The 23518-nt window shown below is 57.2% G+C and carries 17 protein-coding genes; 7 read left to right on the forward strand and 10 right to left on the reverse strand.

Annotation, left to right across the window (positions count from 1 at the left end):
- The first annotated feature begins 8 nt into the window (after positions 1 to 8).
- From OHL21_RS15715 to OHL21_RS15730, 4 genes are all read left to right on the forward strand, one after another.
- Positions 9 to 1556, forward strand: coding sequence for a cation:proton antiporter (locus OHL21_RS15715; protein ID WP_263418231.1), 1548 nt, complete (start codon positions 9 to 11; stop codon positions 1554 to 1556).
- Positions 1557 to 1722: 166 nt separating this feature from the next.
- Complete coding sequence (locus OHL21_RS15720; protein ID WP_263418232.1) at positions 1723 to 2865, forward strand: PepSY-associated TM helix domain-containing protein; 1143 nt, start codon at positions 1723 to 1725, stop codon at positions 2863 to 2865.
- A gap of 56 nt (positions 2866 to 2921) precedes the next feature.
- On the forward strand, positions 2922 to 3311 hold the full coding sequence (locus tag OHL21_RS15725) for a M14 family metallopeptidase (protein ID WP_263418233.1): 390 nt from the start codon (positions 2922 to 2924) through the stop codon (positions 3309 to 3311).
- Between the two features lie 10 nt (positions 3312 to 3321).
- A complete protein-coding gene (locus OHL21_RS15730; RefSeq protein WP_263418234.1) occupies positions 3322 to 3828 on the forward strand; it encodes a DinB family protein in 507 nt (168 codons plus the stop codon).
- A gap of 108 nt (positions 3829 to 3936) precedes the next feature.
- On the opposite strand, the gene OHL21_RS15735 is transcribed toward OHL21_RS15730, so the two are convergent.
- Genes OHL21_RS15735 through OHL21_RS15770 form a run of 8 tightly spaced genes read right to left on the reverse strand, consistent with a single transcriptional unit; the run spans position 3937 to position 15017 of the window.
- Positions 3937 to 4974: a radical SAM protein gene (locus OHL21_RS15735; RefSeq protein ID WP_263418235.1), complete on the reverse strand. Its 1038-nt coding sequence runs from the start codon at positions 4972 to 4974 to the stop codon at positions 3937 to 3939.
- Positions 4967 to 6856: a methyltransferase domain-containing protein gene (locus OHL21_RS15740; protein WP_263418236.1), complete on the reverse strand. Its 1890-nt coding sequence runs from the start codon at positions 6854 to 6856 to the stop codon at positions 4967 to 4969. Before OHL21_RS15740 ends, OHL21_RS15735 begins: the two co-directional genes overlap by 8 nt.
- The gene (locus tag OHL21_RS15745) at positions 6853 to 8316 is read right to left on the reverse strand and encodes a B12-binding domain-containing radical SAM protein (protein WP_263418237.1); all 1464 of its coding nucleotides are present in this window, start codon (positions 8314 to 8316) and stop codon (positions 6853 to 6855) included. The genes OHL21_RS15740 and OHL21_RS15745 overlap by 4 nt, the downstream gene beginning before the upstream one ends.
- Positions 8313 to 9119 carry a class I SAM-dependent methyltransferase gene (locus OHL21_RS15750; protein WP_263418238.1) on the reverse strand — a complete coding sequence of 269 codons (807 nt, stop codon included), beginning with the start codon at positions 9117 to 9119 and terminating at the stop codon, positions 8313 to 8315. Before OHL21_RS15750 ends, OHL21_RS15745 begins: the two co-directional genes overlap by 4 nt.
- On the reverse strand, positions 9116 to 10513 hold the full coding sequence (locus OHL21_RS15755) for a B12-binding domain-containing radical SAM protein (protein WP_263418239.1): 1398 nt from the start codon (positions 10511 to 10513) through the stop codon (positions 9116 to 9118). The genes OHL21_RS15750 and OHL21_RS15755 overlap by 4 nt, the downstream gene beginning before the upstream one ends.
- Positions 10510 to 11997: a B12-binding domain-containing radical SAM protein gene (locus tag OHL21_RS15760; RefSeq protein ID WP_263418240.1), complete on the reverse strand. Its 1488-nt coding sequence runs from the start codon at positions 11995 to 11997 to the stop codon at positions 10510 to 10512. The genes OHL21_RS15755 and OHL21_RS15760 overlap by 4 nt, the downstream gene beginning before the upstream one ends.
- 15 nt (positions 11998 to 12012) lie before the next feature.
- A complete protein-coding gene (locus OHL21_RS15765) occupies positions 12013 to 13575 on the reverse strand; it encodes a B12-binding domain-containing radical SAM protein (RefSeq protein ID WP_263418241.1) in 1563 nt (520 codons plus the stop codon).
- Positions 13569 to 15017: a B12-binding domain-containing radical SAM protein gene (locus OHL21_RS15770; protein ID WP_263418242.1), complete on the reverse strand. Its 1449-nt coding sequence runs from the start codon at positions 15015 to 15017 to the stop codon at positions 13569 to 13571. Before OHL21_RS15770 ends, OHL21_RS15765 begins: the two co-directional genes overlap by 7 nt.
- 291 nt (positions 15018 to 15308) lie before the next feature.
- Here OHL21_RS15770 and OHL21_RS15775 point away from each other — a divergent pair, with 291 nt between their 5' ends.
- Positions 15309 to 17414: a beta-galactosidase gene (locus OHL21_RS15775; RefSeq protein ID WP_263418243.1), complete on the forward strand. Its 2106-nt coding sequence runs from the start codon at positions 15309 to 15311 to the stop codon at positions 17412 to 17414.
- Positions 17415 to 17434: 20 nt separating this feature from the next.
- Here the strand turns inward: OHL21_RS15775 and OHL21_RS15780 are convergent, their stop codons facing one another.
- Positions 17435 to 18241 carry a TIGR03435 family protein gene (locus tag OHL21_RS15780; protein ID WP_263418244.1) on the reverse strand — a complete coding sequence of 269 codons (807 nt, stop codon included), beginning with the start codon at positions 18239 to 18241 and terminating at the stop codon, positions 17435 to 17437.
- 228 nt (positions 18242 to 18469) lie between these two features.
- Here OHL21_RS15780 and OHL21_RS15785 point away from each other — a divergent pair, with 228 nt between their 5' ends.
- Positions 18470 to 20440, forward strand: coding sequence for a glycoside hydrolase family 30 protein (locus OHL21_RS15785; RefSeq protein WP_263418245.1), 1971 nt, complete (start codon positions 18470 to 18472; stop codon positions 20438 to 20440).
- A gap of 179 nt (positions 20441 to 20619) precedes the next feature.
- Here OHL21_RS15785 and OHL21_RS15790 read toward each other — a convergent pair whose 3' ends face one another.
- The gene (locus tag OHL21_RS15790; RefSeq protein WP_263418246.1) at positions 20620 to 21804 is read right to left on the reverse strand and encodes an aldose epimerase family protein; all 1185 of its coding nucleotides are present in this window, start codon (positions 21802 to 21804) and stop codon (positions 20620 to 20622) included.
- A gap of 411 nt (positions 21805 to 22215) precedes the next feature.
- Here OHL21_RS15790 and OHL21_RS15795 point away from each other — a divergent pair, with 411 nt between their 5' ends.
- A complete protein-coding gene (locus tag OHL21_RS15795) occupies positions 22216 to 23493 on the forward strand; it encodes a hypothetical protein (RefSeq protein WP_263418247.1) in 1278 nt (425 codons plus the stop codon).
- Positions 23494 to 23518 lie beyond the last annotated feature (25 nt).

Here is a 23518-nt window from a genome sequence, read left to right on the forward strand (position 1 = left end):
GACGTCGAATGACCTTCTTTGAAAGCCTGCTTCTTCTGATGTTTGCGGCTATTGTGCTGCTGCAGTTGGCACGGCGGCTGTCGCTGCCTTATCCCGCCTTGCTGGCGGCAGCGGGGGTGCTTATTGCGCTACTCCCAGGCTCTCCGAAGATCGAGATTGAGCCGGAGACCTATCTCGCATTGCTGATCGCGCCTGTCCTGGTGGATGCAGCCTTTGATTTTCCTCTCGGTGCTGCACGTCGCCTGTTTCTTCCACTCTTTTTCTATGCGGTGGTCGCGGTTGTGATTACGGCCTTGGTCGTGGCGTGGATCGGGAAGTTGTATCTTGGCTTGCCGTTTTCCGCAGCTCTTGTAATGGGCGCCATTGTCGCGCCGCCCGATGCCGCCGCGGCTACGGCTGTGCTGAGGCGATTTTCGATTCCTCGTGAGGTCGATAGCATCCTGCAGGGTGAGAGCCTCTTCAACGATGCGACGGCGTTGCTGCTCTTCAGCGCCGGGCTTGCCTTCGTGAACCATCACATGGATGCGGGAAGTGTGACTCGCCTGGTGTTCGCCGCCCCCGGAGGAATTCTGTTCGGTGTTGCGAGCGCCTATCTGATCATGCGTGTGAATCCGCTGGTGCGGGGGACGCTGGGAGGAAACCTCCTTCAGTTTGTCTTCTCGTATGCCATCTGGATCATCGCCTCGCATCTCGGACTTTCGGCGGTTCTTGCCACCGTTGCCTTTGCCATGACCGCAGCGCATCGGACCGAACCAAATGCAGGCGCCCTCGATGCCCGCATGCGCATTCAGTCCTATGCCGTCTGGAGTGCAGTCGTCTTCACGCTGAATGTCTTTGCCTTTTTGTTGATGGGTATGCAGGCGCGCGTCATTCTTGGACGAATGGAGAGGTCGCAGCTTCACAACGCCCTTATCTTTGCGGGTATTGTTGTTGCTGTTGTAATCGCTGTCCGCCCATGTATCGTTCTCACCTTTCGGGCCGTCCGCTGTCTTCAGGCGCGAATGGGGCAGAGATGCCAGCCGTCGCCTTTGGGGGAGAGTCTCTTCATTGGCTGGTGTGGTATGAGAGGGTTTGTCACGATGGCGACGGCCCTCGCGCTGCCTCAGGGGTTTCCGCACCGCGATACCGTGGTGTTGGCGGCGTTTTCGGTTGTGCTGACGACGCTGGTAGTGCAGGGAGTGACACTCGCTCCGATGATCCAGGTGCTGTGTCTCAGTTCGAAAGAGGCCAAGGAGGCGGAGGCCTTAGCAATTAGAGTGAAGCTCGCGGATGCGGCTCTCAACGCGCTCTCGGATAAGACCGGCTGCGAGGCAGACAATATCCGATTCCGGCTTCGGTTGGTACGGGACACCTGTATGCAGCGGCAGGACTCCGTTGGGTTACAGAGGCTGCGGGAGCTCGGGCTGGAGTCGGTACTCTCGCAACGCCAGGAGCTGGAGCGCCTGCGGGACGAGGACGCGATCAGCACCGAGGCGTACCTCGAGTCGCAGGAGCAGATCGACTGGCTGGAGCTTACCTTCCTGCGCGGGGAAGAGCGCCGCATCGAAGAGATTTAGCGCCGTTTATCGCGCAATTCGCATTATTTTTGTTCATCGCTGACATTCCTGCGAGGATTCAGGACTATTTCTGTCGTATATTTGTATTGATATTGGACTGTTTCGATCCTTATTTGGGTTGAGGCAGGTCCTTTCATTCCAAAAAACCTGGGCAGATCGACATCGCATGAACCTTCGACGAGTACTCTTTTGGTTTCACCTTGTTATCGGCCTCGTCGTTGGGTTGACGATCTGCTTCTTTGCTTCGACCGGCAGCCTGATGGCATTCCAACCACAGATCATCGCGTTTGCTGAGCGGAAGATTTCCGTTCCAGAGCACCTCCCGGACGCGATGTGTCTCGCTCCGAGCGAATCACTGAGAAAGCTGCAGGGAAAGATTGGCGCTCCGCCGACCTCATTTGAGGCGTTCGCGAATCCTCGCACGCCGGCCCAGGTGATGACCGCCCCAGACCGGGTTTTCTTAGTGGATGCCTGCACCGGCGAGTTGCTTGGAAACGGACCGAGCCGGGTGCGCGCGTTCTTTGCGCACGTCAGAGACCTTCATCGCTACGCCGCCTATGGCGGAACCCGCTATGAGGCATTGCATTCCATTACCACTGCCGGCAATCTGGGATTTCCGATCCTTATTCTTAGCGGCTTGATCCTTTGGATCCCGCGTCAGTGGAAGAAGGTACATCTGCGAAACGCTTTAGTTATTCGCGGCGATCTCAAGGCTCGTGCGCGTGACTGGAATCTGCACACGGTTGGTGGTTTCTGGTTAGCTCTTCCACTATTGGTGATCTCGCTCTCCGGATCGGTGATGGCCTATGACTGGGTCAATGCATTGCTCTACCGCGCGGCGGGGACGCCGTCGCCGCAGGGGAAAGAAGAGAGGCCGAAGGCGGTTAACCTCGGAAATGTCGAACTGCTGGATAAGCTTCTTCCTCTCGCGAAAGAAACAGATCCGCAATGGAACAGCCTGACGGTACGTTTTCCCATCGCTGCGAATAGCGTTCCCTTCGCGCTCGATGAGGGATCAGGCTCGCGGCCACAGGAGAAGACGCAGCTTGTGCTGTCGAAGAACGGCAAACTGACGAAGTTTGACACCTTCGACAAGCTTCCGCGCGGTAGACAGTGGAGGCTCTATGGGCGCTTTCTCCATACAGGCGAGATCTTCGGATGGATAGGGCAGAGTGTTGCCTTTCTCGCCGCCCTAACCGCTGTGTTGCTCGTCTGGACAGGATTTGCGCTCAGTCTTCGCCGGTATGTGGCGTGGAGAACGCGCAAGGCTCGTGCGAGAGAGCGAGCTCCAGTGCTAGAGGCCGTCTAGAGCATTTTCCCTGTAGGTGTAGCGTAGGGATCCCGCATCTATGGGCGTTTTCCGCAATGAAAACGCCGCTTCCGTATGCATTCCGGCTCAGCGGAACCACAACCGCTGCGAGTGGGTTGCCGGTGAATCCGCTGACAGGTGTTGACAACGATGGGGATGGCATCGCAAGTGATCGTCCTATCGGGCTTTCGCGCAATTCGTTCCATGGGCCGCTGCAGGCTCAGACGGACCTGGCTTTGACTCGGACTTTCTCCTTCTTTGAAAAGGTGAGAGTCGAGACACGGGCCGAGTTCGCCAACGTCTTCAATCACAATAACTTTGTGAAACTGACGACGACGTACGGAAACACAGCGACCGCGGGCAGCACCTTCCTGTTGCCGCAGGCAGGTATTCAGAACAGCGACCCATCCCGTCAGATTCAATTCGCAACGAGGATCCTGTTCTAGACTGAACCCGATGACCTACGATGATCTCCATCTCCTCGTCGACTACAACTATTGGGCGCGCGACCGCGTGCTCGAAGCGGTAAGCGCGATCACGCCCGAGCAGTTCACACGTCCTCTGGGGAACAGCTTCAGCTCGGTACGCGACACCGTTGCGCATATCTGCGCTGCCGAGCGCATCTGGATCACCCGATTGAAGGGAGAAAAGCTGCAGGGAATTCAGAAACCGGATCGCCTTCCCGATGTTCACGCGGCTCGTAAGGAATGGGCCGAACTGGAGGCTGAGATGCGCGAACAGCTCGCAAGATTGGGGCCGGAAGCTGTAGAGCGCGTGATCGAGTACCAGGACCTGCGTGGTAATGATCAATCAGACGTGCTTTGGCAGATGCTGCAGCACATGGTCAATCATGGGACCTATCATCGCGGACAGATCACCACGATGCTACGACAGTTGAGTGCGGCGCCGCCGAAGTCCATGGATCTGATTTCCTTTTATCGCGAGCAAAACCGGAAGCCTTGACAGGCTTTAGAGCCCATCGGCATATAGTAATTTTAGATTCCAAACAGAGCCTGAATAGCCTTTCAATCTCCAGTTATTTGTCGATTCGCCCTACAGAAAGTGGCGCCTTTAGAAGCTGTTTTCGTTCGATGAATGGTAGTTGAGAGAGCAGACACAACGCTTGCAAATCTCGTTCTCATCGACCTTCAGTTGCGACCGGAACTCAAAGGCGCTACTGCCGTGAAGGATATCTTCCAGCGTTCCGTGTGCCAGATTGCCGATGGACTGGTGGAAGAAACAGGGTTTTACGGTCCCGTCCACCTCCCATACAGCAGAGACCCAGGGAGCATTGCATACCGGAGCTCGATGTGGAATCAGGCCGGCTTCTGCGGCAAAGTGGTCCGCAATGCGCTGCAGCTTCTTCCGGTTCTCTGCGATCAAGAACCCCGGGGCCAGCCGCTCACGCGCTTCGGCGACGAGATCGAACTGACGCTTGAGGGTCTCGAGCTCGGTGGCGTCCACCTGAATCGAATTGCGCCGCTCAATGGGCCAAACCAGCTCCCGGTTGAAGGCGGTGGACGAGAGATCCGCAGCCAGGAAAGAGATTCCATCCAACCCGGCATCGATCGCGGCGTCCACGGTGGCAGCCAGATGAGCGAAGTTTGCGTGTTGAACGGTGCAGCGCGCTTTGACCGGAAGTGCACCGTGCTGTTTGAGTGCATGGACTCCGCGAGAGAGCAGGGCAAAGGCGCCTTTGACACCGCGAATCTGATCGTGAACCTCGGGCGGGCCATCGAGAGAGACAATAACCTCGTGGAACTCGGCTGTGACCAGGACAGCATGCCTCTCCAGCAGGAGCCCGCTGGTAAGCAGGGTTAGTTTCGCTCCGATCTCACGAAAGAAGTGCGTGAGCTGTGGCAGCCTTCGATGCATCAATGCTTCGCCACCGGTGAAGACGACCTGTTCTACACCCAGCGCGAGCAGCGACTCACGTTGCCTTTGCAGAACGGCGAGGTCGAGCTCCTGGTTCTCCTCGCGTTTCCAGATGTCACACATGGCGCACCGGCAGTTGCAGCGGCTGTGCACATGCAGCAGAAGGATCGGCATCCGCGTCATGCGGTGCTTCTCTATTTGCGGTGTCTCCGCGATTGCGGCTGTCTCAGGCAAGAGCCACCGTCCTTTCTCCCAGGCGGAGTACGCCATCTTGCTGCAGCTTGGCGGCAGCTTCAAACGCAGGACGAAGATCTGCTCTGATCCAACGTCGCCGGCCATCGACCTGTATCCCGGTGAAAGCGGAAAGCTCCGATGGCTGCAGAATGTGTACGAGTTCTTCCGCAACAAGCTGGACAACGCCGTTCCGCATCACGAAGTGAACATCCTGCCATGTCAGATGACGGAGCGTCTCTGCGGGTGAGAGGCCGCGGTCGGGTACGGCGATCAGATCGGCCCGGCCATCAATTTGAATCTTCCCCTGACCATCGGTCAGCCGCAACATGGTTGCTGGGTTCTCCATGAGCAGGGAGTAGAGCCGTGCCGCCGGCAGATCGTATCGCGCCATGACGAAGGCTGCTTCGTCCAGCAGATCGCCGCAGGCGGTAAGTGGGGAGTCGCTGCCAAGGGCAGCATTTTCGAAGTCCTCGATCAGTGCTGCGGCTGGAACCGTTCCGAAGAGGAATTCATTGGAACTGGGGCAGAAGATTAAACCGACACCCGCTTCGATTAGGCTTGTGATCATTTGCGGCGTAACAGCAAGTGCGTGAACAAGAATCGTCGAAGGCTGCAGCAGATCTAACGCCCGCAGTATTTCGATCTCCTGTTTTGCTCGTTCGCTTACGCCCTCGGCCGCATGTACGATCAGAATCTCTCCAGAACCGATCGACGCTTCTTCCTGAAGCCCCGCAAAATCGAATGCCGCGGAGTGCACCCAGCGCATCTCTTCCACCACGCTGACTGGGAATTCTGGCTCTCGCATCGCGCCTGTGATGGGATTGTGATGGCAGACGCTTGTTACCCCGCACAACAGATTCCTCAACGCTCCCCACTGAATACGTGCCTCCCGTTGGACACTGCGGTGCAGTGCAATGGCTTCGGCATAACGCACCTGAATTGTGGCGGCCCATTCCTGTGCATCCGCATAGGTGCCGTCTCCCAACCTGGGAAAGAGACCGAACTCCAGATGATCGTGCGCATTAATCAGCCCAGGAAGAAGGAGATATCCATCCAGGGATATCTGTGGCTGCGGCTCAGGTGAACTGCAAAGGATAGAGCGTACACGCCCTCTCTCCACGGTCAGTGTGCGCGGCAGCGCATCATAGGCCGATAGAGCGCATCGTGCTCCGCTAATGGCAAGCTCTTGTTTCAGGTCTTCCCGCGCAAGTTGAAGCAGATACATCACCGGCTCTTCCATCAGTTCTTCGAAGGCAGAAGCCCGGTCTTGCTGTACAAAGATCCCGCGCTCCGCTTCCGAAAATCCAGGTTCGAGATCGCATACGCAATGGAACCCTTCAGCCGCAAAGATGGCTCTCAGGTCTTCCAGTCCGATCCGGTTCCAGCCAATCGTGATCTCTTCGCCATGCTGGTGGAAGGAGCGATTCCAGCCTCGCCGTTGTGCTGTATCGGGATGGATGTCGGCCAGGATAATCTGGCCTCCTGGTCGAAGCAACCGCCGCATTTCATTGCAGAAAGCTGGAAGATCGCTCACGTATCCCAGAACAAGGGAACAGAGGACGACGTCGATGGACTGTGCACAGATCGGAACCGCAGTGCAGTCTGCCTGGTGAATTGTGGCGTTCTCTGGAAGCCGCTGTTTCGCCAGCTCCAGCATCTGAGCAGAGTAGTCTACGGCGTGGATCCACTTTGCTTGCAGCTTGCTCAGAAGCGGGAAGTGTCTTCCCGTTCCGCAGCCGGCATCGAGGATTGTCTTTTCTCGCAATGATGGCAGAAGCTGCCGAAGCAGTCTTACCTCTAACGCGCAGAATGGGTTGTGGGCATCATCATAGACCGGTGCCCATTCATCAAAGACTGCGGGAGTTGCAGGAGCCGCGATCATAGGCTTTCCCGTTTGGGCTTTCTAAGATCAATGAACCGCTGCGCCAGTACCAGTTCGTGAGGAGCGGTATAGAAACGGAATGCATAACGCCATGCACTGAGCGTCTGCAGCAGATACCGTCCCCAGCGCGGTGCGCGAATATCCTGCACCGTCGGCCAGCGCGAAGCGACAACGATCTCGAAGTTATCGATCAGGCGTTTGGTCTTGTCCTTCATCCACGGAGCGCGGGTATCGATGCGGAGGGTGAAATCCATCCACTTCTTCTCGGCCCACTCTCCCGGGCTGGTTGGAAAGCTGATCTTATCGTCGACGTCACCGTACATCGAACCGCGCTGCGGTGTCGGCGTGTAGTGCTGAATGATGATCTCCGAATCAGGGTTGATGCGCTTGATCTTGCGAATGAACGCCAGCGTCTCGCGGGTATCGCGCTCGGGGTCTTTTGGATTACCGACAACGAAGGAGAATTCAGGAATGATGCCGGCCTCGCGTGTCCGGCGCGCCATGATCAGCGTCTGTTCGGTGGTGATGCCTTTCTGCATCTCTTTCAGCGCCCAGTCTGAACCTGACTCGGCGCCGAAGAAGATCATCTTGCAGCCGGCACGCCGGATGGCCTGCATGGTCTCATCGCTGTAACGCGACATAATGTCGACACGAGCTTCGCACCACCAGCGTAACTTCAAAGGGGCGATGCGATCCATGAGCTCCCGGGCATGATCTTCGCTCAGAAAGAAGTTCATATCGTAGAACTGGACGGAGTCGGCGTCGTAGCGGTCGACTAGGTGACGCAGAATCGCTTCGGTACGCGCGGGAGACTCAAACTTTTCGGTTCTGCCGTATGCAGCATGCACGCCACAGAAGCTGCAGTTGAAGGGACAGCCGATGCTGGCGTGGTGCACCGCTGTGCGTTTGCCGAAAAATGAGGGACGAAGATACTTCTCGACCGGAAGCCGGTGGAATGGTGACCACGGAAATGCGTCCGGCCCCTTCATCGGGCGCTCGGCGTTATTACGATGGAAGCCGAACTGGTCCTTGTGCGAGAGCCCTAGGATGCTGTCGAAGGTACGCTGTCCACGAAGCGCCTCCAGCAGCTCGAGCAATGTGTCCTCCCCCTGTCCGCGGACCGCAAAGTCGATGTACTTCGCATTGAGCGTCGCTTCGGGATAGATGGAAGGGAAGTAGCCTCCCCAGACGATCGGAACGTGAGGCCGCAGTTTGCGAATCTCGCGGCAGACCTCCATGCCGGCAGCCATCTGCGGCCCGGGCATCACTGACACACCAAGCAACTCCACGCGATGCTGGTCGATCAGGCTGAGCAGCGTGCCCAATGGGTCGTCATCGACATTGCCGTCGACGATCTCATACTCCTCACGACCTTCCAGCACGGCCGCCAGGGCAAGCACTGCGAGAGGCAGCCGGCGGCTTCGAGGTTTCACGGCACGAGGATGAAAGAGGAGAATCATACAGCCTCCCCAGTCTTCTCAAAGTGCAACAGCATGTGATCTCCAAGTTTGCGCAGCAGCGGCAAGCGGGAGAACATCGCATCCAGCCGGACAAAGATCCGAAGCAGAAGAGGGCGTTTCTGTATCCACGATTCGACGTATGACGGCGGCACGAAAAGTCCGATCGCCCGCACGCCGCGGAGTCTGAAGTGTGGACGGAAAGCCTGTTTGAGAGTGTTCAGCGTAGGGTAGTAAACGTCCACCGGCATGCCCTGCAGCATTGCCTGATGTCTTCCCGTCCACCGACGAAAAGCCTTAGCAGGCTTGGCGTGCAGTAGATACCACGCGGTCTCCCACAGGCAGACACGGGTCGACATACAGAGAAGCAACGGAGAGCCTGGCGTGGTCTTTTCCGCCAGCATGCGAGCGACCGGAGCCAGATCGCGAACGCAATTCAGGCCTGAGAAGTTCGAGAAGACGCCGTCGAACTCCCCAGCAATCTCTCTCAGGTCTTCGGTGGCTACCTGCCTGAACTGCGGATTGTCTCGTGCTCCAAGGTTCTCCCTCCGAACCCGGGCGCAGGCGATCATCCTCTCCGATGCATCCAGAGCCAGCACTCTCCAGCCATTCTCTGCGAAACGGAGAGCGTCTTCGCCGGTACCGCAATTCAGTTCCAGAAGCCGTCTACGGCCTGGAAAGATACGAAACGCATCCTTCATCACTGCGGAACGCTGTGCCTGCCCGACATCGCTTTGCGTGAAGTCGTCGTCATACGTGTCGGCCATCGTATCGAACGCCCGGCCGGCTGGGTGTTCCGCAATCATGCCTCTACCTCTGCAGCCGCATCCATCAGGCCGGTCCGGGCATTGCGTATCTCTTCAGCCAGGCGGCTGACCTCCTGCTCGTCGGGTGTGCTTGTACCGCTCATCCGCGCGAGAGCGACTTCGCTACGGAGCAGCTTGTCAGCGAAACTGTAATAACGGCGGGAATGGCGGCCGCGAATCTTGATCTCCCGGTCAGAGCTCGTGCCCCACGGTGCAAGCTGAACCAGGTCATCCTGGATCTTCTTGTAGTAGGGCGTTCCTTTGATTGGGTAGGAGACAGTAGTGAAGAAGATATCCGGCTGCGTCCGGCTTACATGCTGGATGGTGGCTTCGATGTCTTCCATCTCTTCGCCATCGTAGCCCCACATCAGGAACATTCCGCTCTCGATACCGTGGGTCTTGCTCAGTTCAACGGCGCGCTGCACCTGGTCCAGCTTGACGCCGCGCTGCATGGAGTCCAGAATGCGCTGCGAACCGCTCTCCGATCCGATCCAGACGCGGAAGCAGCCCAGCTCAGCCAGCAGGTCCATCGCCTCTTCATTCAGACGGTCGGCTCGTGAGATGCATTCAAACGGAATGCGAAGGCCGCGGCGCTTCATCTCGGCGGCATAGGTGCGTAACCAGGTGTGGTTGATAGTAAAGACATCGTCCGAGACCCACACCATGTCCGGCTGGTACTCCGAGAGTAGCCACTCTACCTCATCCACCACCAGCAGCGGATCGCGGCGGCGATGGGTGTTGCCATAGACCTGGTGACTGCACCACTGGCAGCGGTAGGCACATCCGCGTGCCGTGATGAAGTTGACGGAACCTTTGCCGTGGTGTGTACGCCAGGTATCCACGTACTTCTGGATATTCACCATCTTGCGCGCAGGCCAGGGCTGGTCGTCTAGGCACTTGATCTGTGCCCGCGGTGGAGTTTGGCGAAGCTCTCCGTTTTCGAGGTAGGCCAGGCCATCGATCTTGCTCACCTGATCGAGTCCGCCTGAACGGATGGCGGTCATCAACTCTTCCAGCGTCAGCTCGCCTTCGCCCAGAACCACAAACTCGGCGCCGGCATCAAGATATTCTTTGGCGTAGGCCCCGGGCTCCGGACCTCCGACGATCGTTCGCCATCCAGCCTCGCGTGCGATCCGCAGCAGCTCCACTACATTGCTACGAGTCATCAGATTGGCATAGAGGCCCAGCGTTGACGGTGTCCCTGTCTGCAGGCGTTCGATGAGGGCCGCCTTCGACGAGAAGGTCGTATCGAAGACCTCGACATCGAACCCCTTTGCCTGCAGATGTGAGCAGAGATAAAGAATGCCCAGTGGGGCATAGGGCTTCATGATCTGCAGCTCTTTGGGGTCTTCGTAGAGAAAGTAGCCGTGGGCCAACAGCAGGTCAGGAGTCATACGGCGCCTCCAGCAGGTGTGAGTGCATGAAGCGGCAGGAAACTTGCTGAGTCCTTGCTGGAACGTGGCTGCAGTATGTGTTCTATGTCTCTCCGTTCCTGCGGCTCAAGCGCGGCGATGTGTTTCCACATGGCATCCACCTGCGGCTCATGGTCCGAACCGCTCTTCCATCCGCTGACTTCCAAGTGCAGCGCATCGCGAATCGTGCGATAGAAGCTGTCGGAGTAAGCGCCGGAGAACATGACGCACAGATCGTCACTGTCCTTCCAGTTACGTTTTGCCGCCAGCTCGGCCTGGACGCGTTCATAGAAAACCGTTCCCGGCAGGGGGTACGAGATGCTGACACCGATATCATCCGGACGCGTGGCGCGGACCAAAGCAACTGTTTCCAGCAGCTCCCGCCATCCTTCGCCCGGATAACCAAGCTGCAGGAAGAAGCATGCCTTGATGCCGGCAGTGCGGAGATGAGTGGTTGCCGCGACTACGTCTGAAACTTGAAGTCGTTTGTCCATCGCATCCAGAACCTTCTGTGATCCTGACTCGACGCCCATCCAGACCTCGTCGCATCCGCTTTCCGCCAGCAAGGAAACCACATCCTCGCGCAGGAGATCGGCTCTCGCCTGGATCTTGTAAGGAATGACCGCCTCGTAGGTGTGCACCCACCGGGCGAAGTCATGCAGCCAGTGCCGGTTCAGGGCAAAAATATCGTCGCTGAACCAGATGTGTTCCGCGCCGTAGTACAGCTTCAGGTCGCGCAGCTCCCGTGCGACGTCGGCTGCAGGGCGAAGCTGATACTTGTTGCCGGAGATCGGCTTCGCGCACCAGTTGCAGGAATAAGGACAGCCCCGGCTGGCGACGACATTCGCGGAAAAGCGCCCGTGAGCATCGGTCCATGCATCGCGGTAGAGGCCCATGTCGATGAGGTCACGCGCCGGCAGCGGCATCTTGGACCAGTCGCTATTACGAACCGGATTGCTTCCGCTGCGGTGAAGCGAACCTGCCGTATCCTTCCAGATCAGGCCCGGGATTCCGGATGGATCCTGATTCGCAAGGAGGGCATGGCATAACTCGGTAAGGGTACCCTCAGCCTCGCCAGTCAGAATGTAGTCCACACCGGCCTTCAGATACTCTTCCGCGAAGTCGGTCTCGTCGGAGCCATGACCCACGACGACGGCTCCTGCCGCCTTTCCCAGCCGTGCGATCTGTTCTGCTGTCTGGCGCATGGAGAGCAGACACATCTTCGAGAGAAAGTTGAAGTCATCCTCGTAAATCACTAGTACCTTTGGATTTTCTCGATTAAGGACCGTCTTTAGACTCCGGAGCGGATTCTTCAGGGTGGTATCAAAGACCGTTACCGAGACGCCGGAATCACGGAGAGCCGCGGCGGCATAGAGGGTGCCCAAAGGGGCATAGGGCTGCATCTTCCGCAGTTGCTTCGGATCGTTAGCCAGGTGATAGGAGTGAGTGAGAAGGATATCGGTCATCGTGGGTACTCCGTGCTAACAAGCGGCTGCCTGGTCAGGAAGATCCTGACCGGTCACCAACGATCTGCGGGATGCAAGTGGTCCTGAGAGTCTGGACGCCCAGAGTTCCCAGGGAAAGCCGTAATGGCTTGAACGGACGCGCCAGCTTACGGTCTGTTTGAACAATCGGCGGAGGGCGGCTGTCTTCAGGGTTTCCTTTTCGTGTCGACGATGAACCTGGCCGTTCAGGAGGAAGTAGTCTGTCATCCGTTTCAGGCGCTCAAGCTCCTCGCCTTGCAGCCATGGCAAGGCATTCACGCTGAGCGGCAGCTTGATCCACTCTTCCAGGGTTTGGGGCTCCCGCACTCCCAGCTCACGGAGCTGAGGCCAGATGGGAATGCCGGGATAAGGGGTAAACAGGTTTGGCGAGAACTGGACGTTGTTGTAGCGCTCCACGATGTCACTCATGGTCTGGAAGGTAAGTACCCTGTCTTCTTCTGTTTCCCCCGGATATCCAAAGATCAGGTTGAAGTTGATCTTGATGCCGGAGACGTGCGCTTTGCGTGCCGTCTCATACATCTCGTCCACGCGCTGATGGCGCTTGTTCATCAGCTTTAGCACCCGTGCTGAGGTTGACTCGGTCCCGAAGCCCATCACCTTTACGCCGCTATCGGCCAGGAGTTGCACTTCATCCTGGGTCATGCGGCAAAGGAAATCGGTCGAGGCCTGAAAGGTCCACTGAAAGCGAACTCCGGAGTTTACGATTCCGCGGGCGATCGCCAATGCCCGCTTTACATCTACCGGGAAGTTCGAGTCGAGCAGGGCGACCTCGTCGATCCGGTACTTGCGTACCAGATCGACGAGCTCACCCACCACCCGGTCCGCGTCATAGGCATTGAAGCGTCGCCGGTATACCACCATGTCGGTGCAGTAGTTGCATGCGTAGGGACAGCCCACGCTGGTGGCGTAGGCCAGCTTGCGATGTCCATTGAGCGGCTCATAGGCGTCGAAGTCCGCCAGGTCGTAAGCGGGCGGAGCGAAGCTGCCGATGGGAGCGACGGTGCGCTCGGGATTCTCAATGATCTCGCCGTCCTGTTTCCAATGAATGCCTGCGATCGGGCCAACTGAACTGCCCTGAGAGAAGGCCTGGGCAAGTTCCAGCATGGTCAGCTCTCCCTGTCCACGTACCACGACATCGACGTACGGCTCGCGCACGGTCTGGGCGGGTTCCAGCGAGGGATGCCACCCTCCAAAGATCACCGGAAGTTCGGGGCGGGAAACCTTCAGTGCTTTCGCTGCGGCGATCGCCCCGCGGATCATCGGCCCCGTCAGCACAGAGATCCCAACGCAGACAGCGTCAGCGCTCTCCGCGACGATGCGTTGTAGATAGTCCTTATGAATGCAGGCGTCGATGATGCTGATCCTGAAACCGGCGTCACGCAGAACTCCGGCGAGCGCCAGAAGACAGAGCGGAGCTCCGAGCGGGGGGCCGTCGTAGGGCGGATAGAACAGCACCACCTTGTCCCGGCCGGGCGAGGGGCATAGCGAACTGTGCACCGGAGCCGGCCGGATGGCGCTGGCTGGCAGCACGTTCAGCATGCCGCCGCCTCCGCCGGGGTGCGGGCAAGCCGCTTGGCATCCACAGCCGGTTTTCCTTTGGGAATCCGTTTCTTCAGCTTGTTATTCAGCCAGATGTCGACCGGAAAGCGGTACACGTCGTGATCAAGACGCCAGCGGGCCGGGAAGGAGATGGCCTTCTGTGCCAACCGGATGATCGGTGGGCGCGTGTCGGCGGCGATGGGGATACGGTTGAAGGCCAAGCGCAGGTACTCGCGCGTGTCCTGAAGCCGCTTATGGTCTTCACCCTTCAGCCAGGGCAGTTCGGTGTAACGGGGGAAGAAGTCTGCCCAGCCCTCCAGCGTGGTCGGCGGCTCGATGCCAATCTCCGCTGTGCGCTTGAAGATCGGAGAGCCCGGGTAGGGCGTAAAGATGTTGGTCCAGAACTCCGCGCCCGGAAACTTGCGGCAGACGTCGAGCATGAATTCGACAGTCTCGCGGCGTTCCTTCGGTCCTTCGCCGGGGAAGGCAAAGATGATGTTGAAGGAGGGGCGAATGCCGGCCTCCAGGCAGCGCGCTGCGCTTTCGTAGATCGAGTCGAAGTCCTGGAAGTCCTTGTTCATCGCCTTCAGGATCGTGGGCGATCCTGAATCGACGCCCTGACATACCTGCCGCAGTCCAGCCCGGCGCAGCAAACGCATATCTTCCAGTGACAGCCTTGCTACCAGGTTCGTTGTTGCCTGAATACTCCAGGTGTAATGCGAGTTTTCGCGGACCAGACCTTCGGCGATGCCGCGCGCACGGTCAAGATCGACGAGGAAGTTATCATCGACGACCCAGATCATCTCCAGCTCATAGCGCCGGCTCAGATCCACGGTCTCTTCGACAAACTGTTCTGGGGGGAGGGCATTCCATTTTCTGCCATAGACGCCACCGTTGGTGCAGTAGGCGCAGTTGAAGGGGCAGGCGAGACTGGAGGTGTACATTGCCCAGCGGCGTCCGCAGGATCGCTCGTAGGCGTCGAAGTCCGCCAGGTGGTAGGCCTTCGGCGGCATCTCCACGATGGGGCGCAGCGGTCTCTCTGGCGTAAAGATGATGCGGCCGTCGCGCTTGAAGCCGATACCGGCGATCAGGTCCGGCGCCGATCCGCTGCTGAGATGCTGCACCAGCTCCAGCATCGCGTCTTCGCCCTGGCCACGGACGACGTAGTCCACGCAGGCGGCTTCGAGCGTCTGTTGCGGCAGCAGCGACGGATGCCAGCCACCCAGGACGACCGGAAAGTCCGGCTTCCATTCCTTGACGGCTCTGGCGATCGCAACGGTCTCCCGGATCATCGGTCCGGTGACCAGAGAGACGGCGAGGCAGAGGGCGTCCTTTACCTCTTCGAGAACCCGTTTCTGGAAGTCCGGTGTGATCGTCGAATCGACGAGACAGATCTGGTAGCCGGCGCGCTCCAACGGTGTCGAAACCGCAAGAATACCCAAAGGCGCCGTCGCTTCCGTACTTGCGAACGACGGGAAGAAGAAGACGATTTTGCGGGAGCGTGCCAGTTTCGGATACCTCGTTTCGCTCGTTCAAGAAAAACGATAGAGACCCGGTCTCATGGCAATGTCACCTGCATGTCAGCGATTTGTAACTGTGTGGGCGACTTGTTTTTGCTTTGTCACTGGGCGGGACAGTGAGTTCGCATGTATCCGATTTCAAATGTCTTGCAACAAGAGCCATGATTTGATGTGATGGGACGGCGGAAACATCGATGTGAATTGGAGATACAGATGGTGGGAAGTAAACGTTTTCTTGCTTCGATCGGCAAGATGATTCTTTTTGTGTTGGTTGGGCTGGCTGCTTCCAGGGCAATGGCACAACTGCCCGATACGATCCTCTTCGGAGTTGCTTATTACGACGAATACACACCGGTCGATCGCGTCGAAGAAGATGCACGGATGATGAAGGCAGCCGGCATCACAGTCGTTCGCATCGCGGAGTCTACGTGGGGAACCCTGGAACCGCAGCCCGGTGTCTTTGATTTCTCCCACATCGACCGCACGCTTGCCGCCATGCAGCGGAGCGGGATCAAGGTTATCGTTGGAACGCCGACCTACGCGATTCCGACGTGGCTGGCGCGTCAGCATCCGGAGATCCTGGTCGTCCGTCGGGAAGGCCAGGCCCGTTACGGCCCTCGCCAGAATATGGACATCACCAATCCCGAGTTCCGGCGGGAGGCTGAGCGGGTGATTGTCGCTCTCGTGGATCACGTCAAGGACAACCCTGCCGTCATCGGATACCAGGTAGACAACGAAACGAAGGCATACGGCAATACCGGAGCGAATGTGCAGACAGCGTTCGTCAAGGAGATGCAGCGTAAGTTCCCTAGCCTGGACACTCTGAACCATGCCTTCGGTCTTGATTACTGGAGCAACCGGATCAATCGCTGGGAGGACTTTCCCTCGGTCGACGCCTCCATCAATGCCAGCCTCTCCAATGCGTTCTCGGAATTTCAGCGGGGACTGGTGACGGAGTATCTTGCCTGGCAGGCCGGTCTGGTCCGCGCTCATTATCGGCCTGGACAGTTCATCACGCAGAACTTCGATCTAAGCTGGCAGGGCTACTCGTACGGCGTTCAGCCCGAAGTAAACCATTGGGAGGCAGCCAAGGCGCTCGATGTCGCCGGGATCGATATCTACTATCCCAGCCAGGAAAAACTTACCGGCGCGGGGATTGCCTTTGGCGGGGATGTCGCCCGTTCCATGAAGAACGGGAAGAACTTCCTGCTCATGGAGACCGAGGCACAGGGGTTTCCGAATTGGACGCCCTATCCCGGCCAGCTTCGATTGCAGGCGTTCAGCCACATCGCTTCCGGCGCGAATATGGTGGAGTACTGGCACTGGGCCACAACCGCCAACGGGATCGAGACCTACTGGAGGGGAGTGCTCACGCAGGACTACCAGCCTAACCCGACCTACGAAGAAGCAAAGACCATCGGCGCCGATCTACAGCGGCTTGGAAGCAAGCTCGTCAATATGAAGAAGCACAATCAGGTCGCCATGTATGTGAGCAATACAGCGCTCGATGGCTTCGACGCATTCCGCATTAATACAGATGGGGGCATCGGCTACAACAATGTACTCCGCTCGCTCTACGATGCGCTCTACCGCATGAACGTGGAGGTGGATCTCATCTCCCCGTCGTCGACGGTCCCGCTGAGCGACTACAAGTTGATCCTTGTACCTGCGCTGTACTCAGCCAGTGACGCGGAGATCGCGAAGTTGAATGCCTACGCCAAAGCGGGAGGGCACCTGGTCTACACCTTCAAGAGCGGCTTCTCCGACGAGAACACGAAGGTGCGCTATGCTGCGCAACCTGGTGGCATCTCTGAAGCTGCGGGCGTGAAATACAGTGAGTTCGCGATTCCGGAGGGTGTCACGTTGGATGGTGATCCTTTCGGTGTCGGCGAGCAGGACAATAAGGTGCGTTGGTGGATGGAGTTTCTGAATCCTACAACAGCAACTGTTCTTGCACGCTACAAGCACTCGTCGTGGCCCGCATATGCCGCCGTGACACGCAATACCTACGGCAAAGGCGAAGTCACTTACGTCGGCTTTATGCCGACGGATGCGACGGCTGAAAAGATCCTCGAAGATGCTGTGAAACGAGCCGGTGTCGAGTCGCTGCCGGGCGCCCATTTCCCCATGATTGTCCGCAGCGGAACGTTGCAGAATGGCCATCTGGTTCACTATTTCCTGAACTACTCGAAGGATAAGCAGCAAGTGAGCTACGGTTATCAAAACGGAAGTGATCTTCTTTCAGGAAAACAGATCAGCCGCGGACGGGCGTTGGATCTTGCTCCATGGGGAGTCGCGATTGTGGAGGAGAGTCAGTAATAGTTCCCACTGAGGGCATCTCAATTCGTTGAAGGTCGAGTGATATGTGTGATGATTACGGCATCAACATCCGCTTTCATCGCTTCCAATCTCAGACCAAGCTCATCCTGCAAGGCTGTGAAGATAGACGCTCTGGAAACGCCATCTTTTTCCGACCCATCTTGAGCGTTCGGCAAGGTATTGTCAGAAGTCCATGTCAGCGAGATATCGTATTGTCCCACCAATCCTGTTCTATCGATGATCTGCCGTTCGAGTCCGACTTTGCTCAGCGCGTAGATGAGAGCATCCATCGGAATACCCCGCCCCTCGATCTTGCCTGTACTCTGCGTCAGGTTCCATCCTGGGCTTTTCGCGTCAGCGCGAGCGGGAGAGATTTCTTTTATCTTTGGTCCAGATTTGGAAAGGACGAGGGCATAAACCGGAGCTTCTTTCTTGCCATTGTGAGCGACTAAACCACACCGCTCTTTCAGTATTTGCTGCAATACTGTCTTTTGCTCTTCGAATGGCATCTGTCTGAAGGTCGTTACACTCTCTTCGGCGATGGTCGCTTCGATATCCCAGCGCAGGTCTTCAGCCCACTCAGGTAATCCCTCAATGAGATCATTCCGCTGCTTGTTGAAAGCAAAACCGATGATCCGAAACATCGGGGAGTTTGTGACGACAATTCTGTTTCCGTTGGGGGGAATGCTGAGATAACCTTGTTCGTTGCCGGATCGATTTTCCTTCATGGAGACAGCGTCGAGGTGGATGGCAGTCTGGGCAGTCAGCTGAGCCAATCCCATAATCGGCATCAAGAGAAGGGTAGAGGTGAGCAATCTCTTCAGCATGGGACGAGTATATCCAGTCCCGGACGCTCATCAGCCGCCATATACTGTATCCGTTCCACTAGAGTTCCCCTCGTCAAAGGTAATATCTCCGAGTGGCTGCTTGCTCATCTCTGTCATTCGAAACCTGCGATGAACGCATCGGAAACCAACTGTTTTCCAAGCGGTCCACCGACTTCGTGGTTCTTCCAGATCGTTTTAAGTATGTTTTCCCAGCAAAAAAGGGGCACTATGAATTCCATGCACCGCGCTCTTTTGGTCTTAACTGCTGTAGCCGGGCTCCTGTCGGGGACACGTGGCGTGGCACAGACGACGATCCACCTGGACGCAACCAGCTCTGGCAAGGTATTTGAAGGATTGGGCGCGGTGAGTGCCGGAGCCAGTTCACGGTTGTTGATTGATTATCCGGAGCCGCAGCGCTCCGAGATCCTGGACTTCTTGTTCAAGCCGAAGTTTGGTGCTTCACTGCAACATTTGAAGGTTGAAATTGGATCGGACGTTAATTCCACGGATGGGTCCGAGCCCAGCCACATGCGTTCAGCGAATGACCATGATTATTCCCGTGGATATGAATGGTGGTTGATGAAGGAAGCCCGGAAGCGCAACCCGGCAATTGTGTTGGATACGCTCGCGTGGGGTGCTCCTGGCTGGGTGGGACATGGCAAGTTTTTCAGTAAGGACATGGCGGAATACGTCGCCGACTTCCTGGAGGGTGCGCAGAAACAAGGTTTGAATATTGAATACACCGGAGCGTGGAATGAGCGCCGTCCTGACTATGAATGGGTAAAGTTGCTGCGCACGGTGCTTGACCAGCATGGCCTGAAGACCAAGATCGTTTGCTGCGATATGACCCCGAACTCAGGCATGTACACGGTGCTGGATAAAGTGAACGCCGACCCGGCACTGGACAAAGCAGTCGATGTGATTGGTGTGCATTATCCTGCCGAGGTTCCGGGGATCGCACCGGCAGCGATTCAGGATACGCAACGCCGGGTCTGGTCCAGTGAAGATCAACCAAACCCTGGGAGCGGCCCGTTTATCGCGCGCGATTGGGCGCATGGAGGACGTATCCTGGCGCGGCGCTACAACGAGAACTACATTAAGGCGCACTTTACGAAAACAGAGATATGGAGTCCGATCACTTCGTACTACGACCTGCTTGCGGCGCCGAACTCCGGTCTGATGTACGCCAATACGCCCTGGTCGGGAAACTACGAAGTCCAGTCCACAATCTGGGTAACGGCGCATACGACACAGTTCGTCGAACCGGGATGGAAGTACATGGATTCTGCTACGGGCTATTTGCCTGACGATAGCGGTACCTATGTGGCCATGCACGCTCCTCTATCAGGGAGCAAGCCTGCGGATTGGAGCATCATCCTGGAGACCACATCCGCGAACCGTGTGCAACACGTCACACTGCAGTTGAGTAAGGGGCTGAGCAACGGAACGGCGTTCGTCTGGCAGACGAATGCAACAAAGACGTTTGAACAGGTTGCTGCTACTCCGGTGAAAGATGGGCGCGTGACGTATGACTTTGAACCGGGCTCCATCTACACCGTCACGACAACGACCGGACAAACTCGCGGCACAAGCCATCCGCCGGCGGCCGCGGCATTTCCTTTTCCGTATTCTGACGATTTTGAAGCAGTCGAGATCGGTCGAACCGCGAAGTATCTGAGCGATCAGGACGGTGCATTTGAGGCGATTGCATGTGAGGGACGCGCCGGCCGCTGCGTACAACAGAAGATTACGGAAAGGCCAACGCCATGGTCGCCGCGACCCGATCCATTCACCATGGCTGGTGATGTCAAGTGGACCGACTACAAAATTGGTATCGATGTGATGCTGCCTAAGGACGGTATCGCAACAGTGCAGGGCCGGATAGATTCCGCGGACGTCTTCCAGGATCACAACGCTCTCTATCCCAGCGGTTATGTTCTCAAAGTTGCAGCGAATGGGAACTGGTCATTACTATCGACGCGATTCAAAAATTCCCCGGCAGCTCTGGCGCAGGGACATACTGATCTCAAGCAAGGCTGGCATCGGATGGAACTGCAATTCCAGGGAGCCTCGATTACCGCGTTCTTAGACGGGAAGCAACTTTCGCTGGTTCAAGATACCGCACACTCTGCAGGAATGGCCGGCTTTGGAAGCGATTGGTCGAACGTGCAATTCGACAACCTCAGAATAAGTAAATAGGAAACATTCTGTGCGGGAGGAACTACAAAGGACCTCATCGGCACGTGAGATCTTGGTCTCACGTGCCTGGAGCATTTCCCTGGAGGTGTAAGACTAGGGCTTCCGCATCGATGGGCGTTTTCCGCATGAAGACGCCGCTTCACACCCTTTCCGGAATCACCAGCAACAGGAAAGATGCTCTATTTCTTGTCCACCCGGAATACATAGAGCGTTTGTGACTTGAATAGCTGTTTGGGGCGGAGCGTCGTCGAAGGAAAGTTTGGGTGGTTTGGCGAATCGGGGAAATGTTGTGTCTCCAGGCAGAAGGCGGCAATTCCGGGTCGGGATGCAACGGACGCGGAAGGAGGCAGCCTTGGGACATAGAACTGTAGTCCAGGCTGATCCGTGATCACTTGCAAGGTGCGGCCACTCTTCGGATCTCTTATCTCCGCATTTGGCGATGTGTTGTGATGCACACTAAGTACGAAATTTTGATCATAGCCACGTTCAGGAGCTTTCTCGCCAATCGCGTGAGGAGTTGTGAAATCGAAGGCGGTTCCATGCACCGTTTCGATCTCACCGGTTGGGATACCGTTGGAATCTACCGGGGTATATCGATCCGCATCAATCCATGCAACGTCATCAAACACTGGGTCCTCTCCTGTCGCGGATAAATTGAAGAAGGCGTGGTTGGTGAGATTAATCACCGTAGTACGGTCCGTACTCGCGCGATAGACGATCGAGAGGGCTGGGTCATGCCCGTGTTTGACCAGTGTGAATGTGACCTGAACAGAAAGATTGCCTGGAAATCCCATATCGCCATCAGGGGAAACCAGCGACATCTCGACTCCATTCTTGAGCACGTGGGCGGTCCAGACTTTCTTATTGAAGCCAAGCGGCCCACCATGGAGAGCGTTGCCATTGTTGTTGGGCGGGATGGTGTATTCGCTTCCGTCCAGCGCGAAGTGCCCACGCGCGATCCGGTTTGCGAATCGCCCGACCGTTGCACCCATCACTGCATTGCGTGGTTCCAGATAGCGTTCGACACCTGGAAAGCCGAGAACGATGTTTCCGGTCTGACCACTATGGTCCGGTACGCGTATCGCTACGATTCGCGCACCGTAGTTGGAAACCTGAACGATCAGCGGACCATCGCGCATGGTGAAGAGTTCGACTGCCTGGCCGTCGGGTAAGCTGCCCCAGTTTTCTTTTGAGACGATCGTTTCCGCGTTCGAGGCGGATGTCCAAGCCCCCAGCAATAGCGCTACAGCACAAAGTAGCCATCGCGTTCGGTGGGAAATGGACATAGGAGTTTCCGGCATCGGTGTAGTCCTCGTTTGCAATCTCGCCCAGCTTATATCCGAATCGATAAAAATTGCTGCCAATTTGAATAAGGAAAGATGAGATTGAAGCCAAAACGTTGAGGACGGCTCGGAGTCGGCGCACGAATGCGCTCCTCATCAATGTTTCGTTGCTGCAGCCGGCGTCGTCCCGCTTGAATGGCCAGAGCCCTCCACGCTGTGTGGCGACCGCAATTGGGGCAGCAACTGGCCGGGAAGTGTGTTGCGCGGGAGACGCTTTCCGTTCTGAAGGCGAATACGACGCCGGACCTGTTTCATACTCTTGTCTGGGTCAATGGTCACCATGTGTATGGTTTACAGACCTGACAGGACTTTACGATCTGCGAAAGGTTTGACCACTCGGCAGGACGGCTCGGTATCTGGGGGAGCACGCAGGGAAAGGCTCATTGCAGTTCTATATGGTTGTTGTGAGTTTGAGTTGAAGGCGCATAAAATGTGCTTCGTCTCGAACAGGCAATGGCTACTCCTGCTACCATTTCGTTCTCTGCCCAAGAAAAGGCCCTGATCCTTTCCGAGCTGGCGCTCATTTTGGAAAGTGCTCCATTTCGCAGCAGCAAGCGCTATCCAGCGATGCTGGAGTATTGCGTCCGCCATACGCTGGACGGCGAAACCGAGAAGCTCCGCGAACGTCAGCTCGGAATCGTACTGTTCTCCCGCACTCCCGGTTACGAGACGAGTTCCGATCCGATTGTTCGTATGGGCGCGAGCGAGATTCGAAAGCGCCTGGCGCAGTACTATGACATCGCCGGCGACTTGGCGCGGGTCCGGATCTCATTGCCGCCGGGAAGCTATGTAGCCGAGTTCCGGTTTCCGGAGCCGCCCCATGTCATGCCTCTGGCGGCGATTCAACCAGACACGCGCCTTGAATCGGTCTCTGCCGCTCCCGCTATGGCCGTTCAGACAGTTCCTGGCGAGCATGAACCCGGTGCGATCGCCCGGAGGAAACGGCGCCCGATTCCAGTTTTCGCGCAGGTTTTTGTCTCTGTCGCAATTATCGCGGCCTGCGTCTGGGGTGTAATGAGCTTTCAGTCGAGGCGGCAGGTTCCGGCCTTGTGGCGCGGCTTTGCCGGTTCTGGCAATGGTCAGGTACTGGCCGTGGTCGGACAACTGACTCCTCATGCCGACGATAAGTCCATGGATTCCGATCCGCCGCTGTCATCGGATATCTACCGTACGAATCATTACGTCTCCGTTGGAGACGCATCATCGGCGATGCGTGCTTGCCTGGTTCTGGCCCGCATCGGGGCAGATTGTCAGATGAAGGCTGTCCTGGCTACCGATCTCTCCAACGTGCATGCCCGCCCCGTCCTGTTTGTGGGCGCCTATAACAACCCTTGGGTCCTGCGCGTGACTCAGACGCTTCCATATCGATTTGGGGATCTGGCCTGTAAGTGCATCCTCGATTCGAAAGACGGCAGCCATGTCGGAGGCGTCGACTTCTCCATGCCGCGTAACAAAATCACAACCGACTACAGCATTGTGGCGCGATTCAACTCCGAGATCACGGACGGCCCCGTCGTTGTGATCGCGGGGATTGGTCCCATGAGCACGGAAGCCGCGGCGGAGTTTTCTGCCATCCCAGAGCGATCCAGAGAACTGTTTGCGCTTGCTCCCAAGGGATGGAAAGGCGCGAACGTGGAAGCCGTTCTTGCCACCGAAGTGGTCAATGGAATCCCCGGCCATACCCGCATTTTGAAGGCCACCTTTTGGTAAACCGGACTAGTCTGATGCTCCGGTC

It is taken from the genome of Terriglobus albidus (genome assembly GCF_025685425.1).
Lineage (GTDB): Bacteria > Acidobacteriota > Terriglobia > Terriglobales > Acidobacteriaceae > Terriglobus > Terriglobus albidus.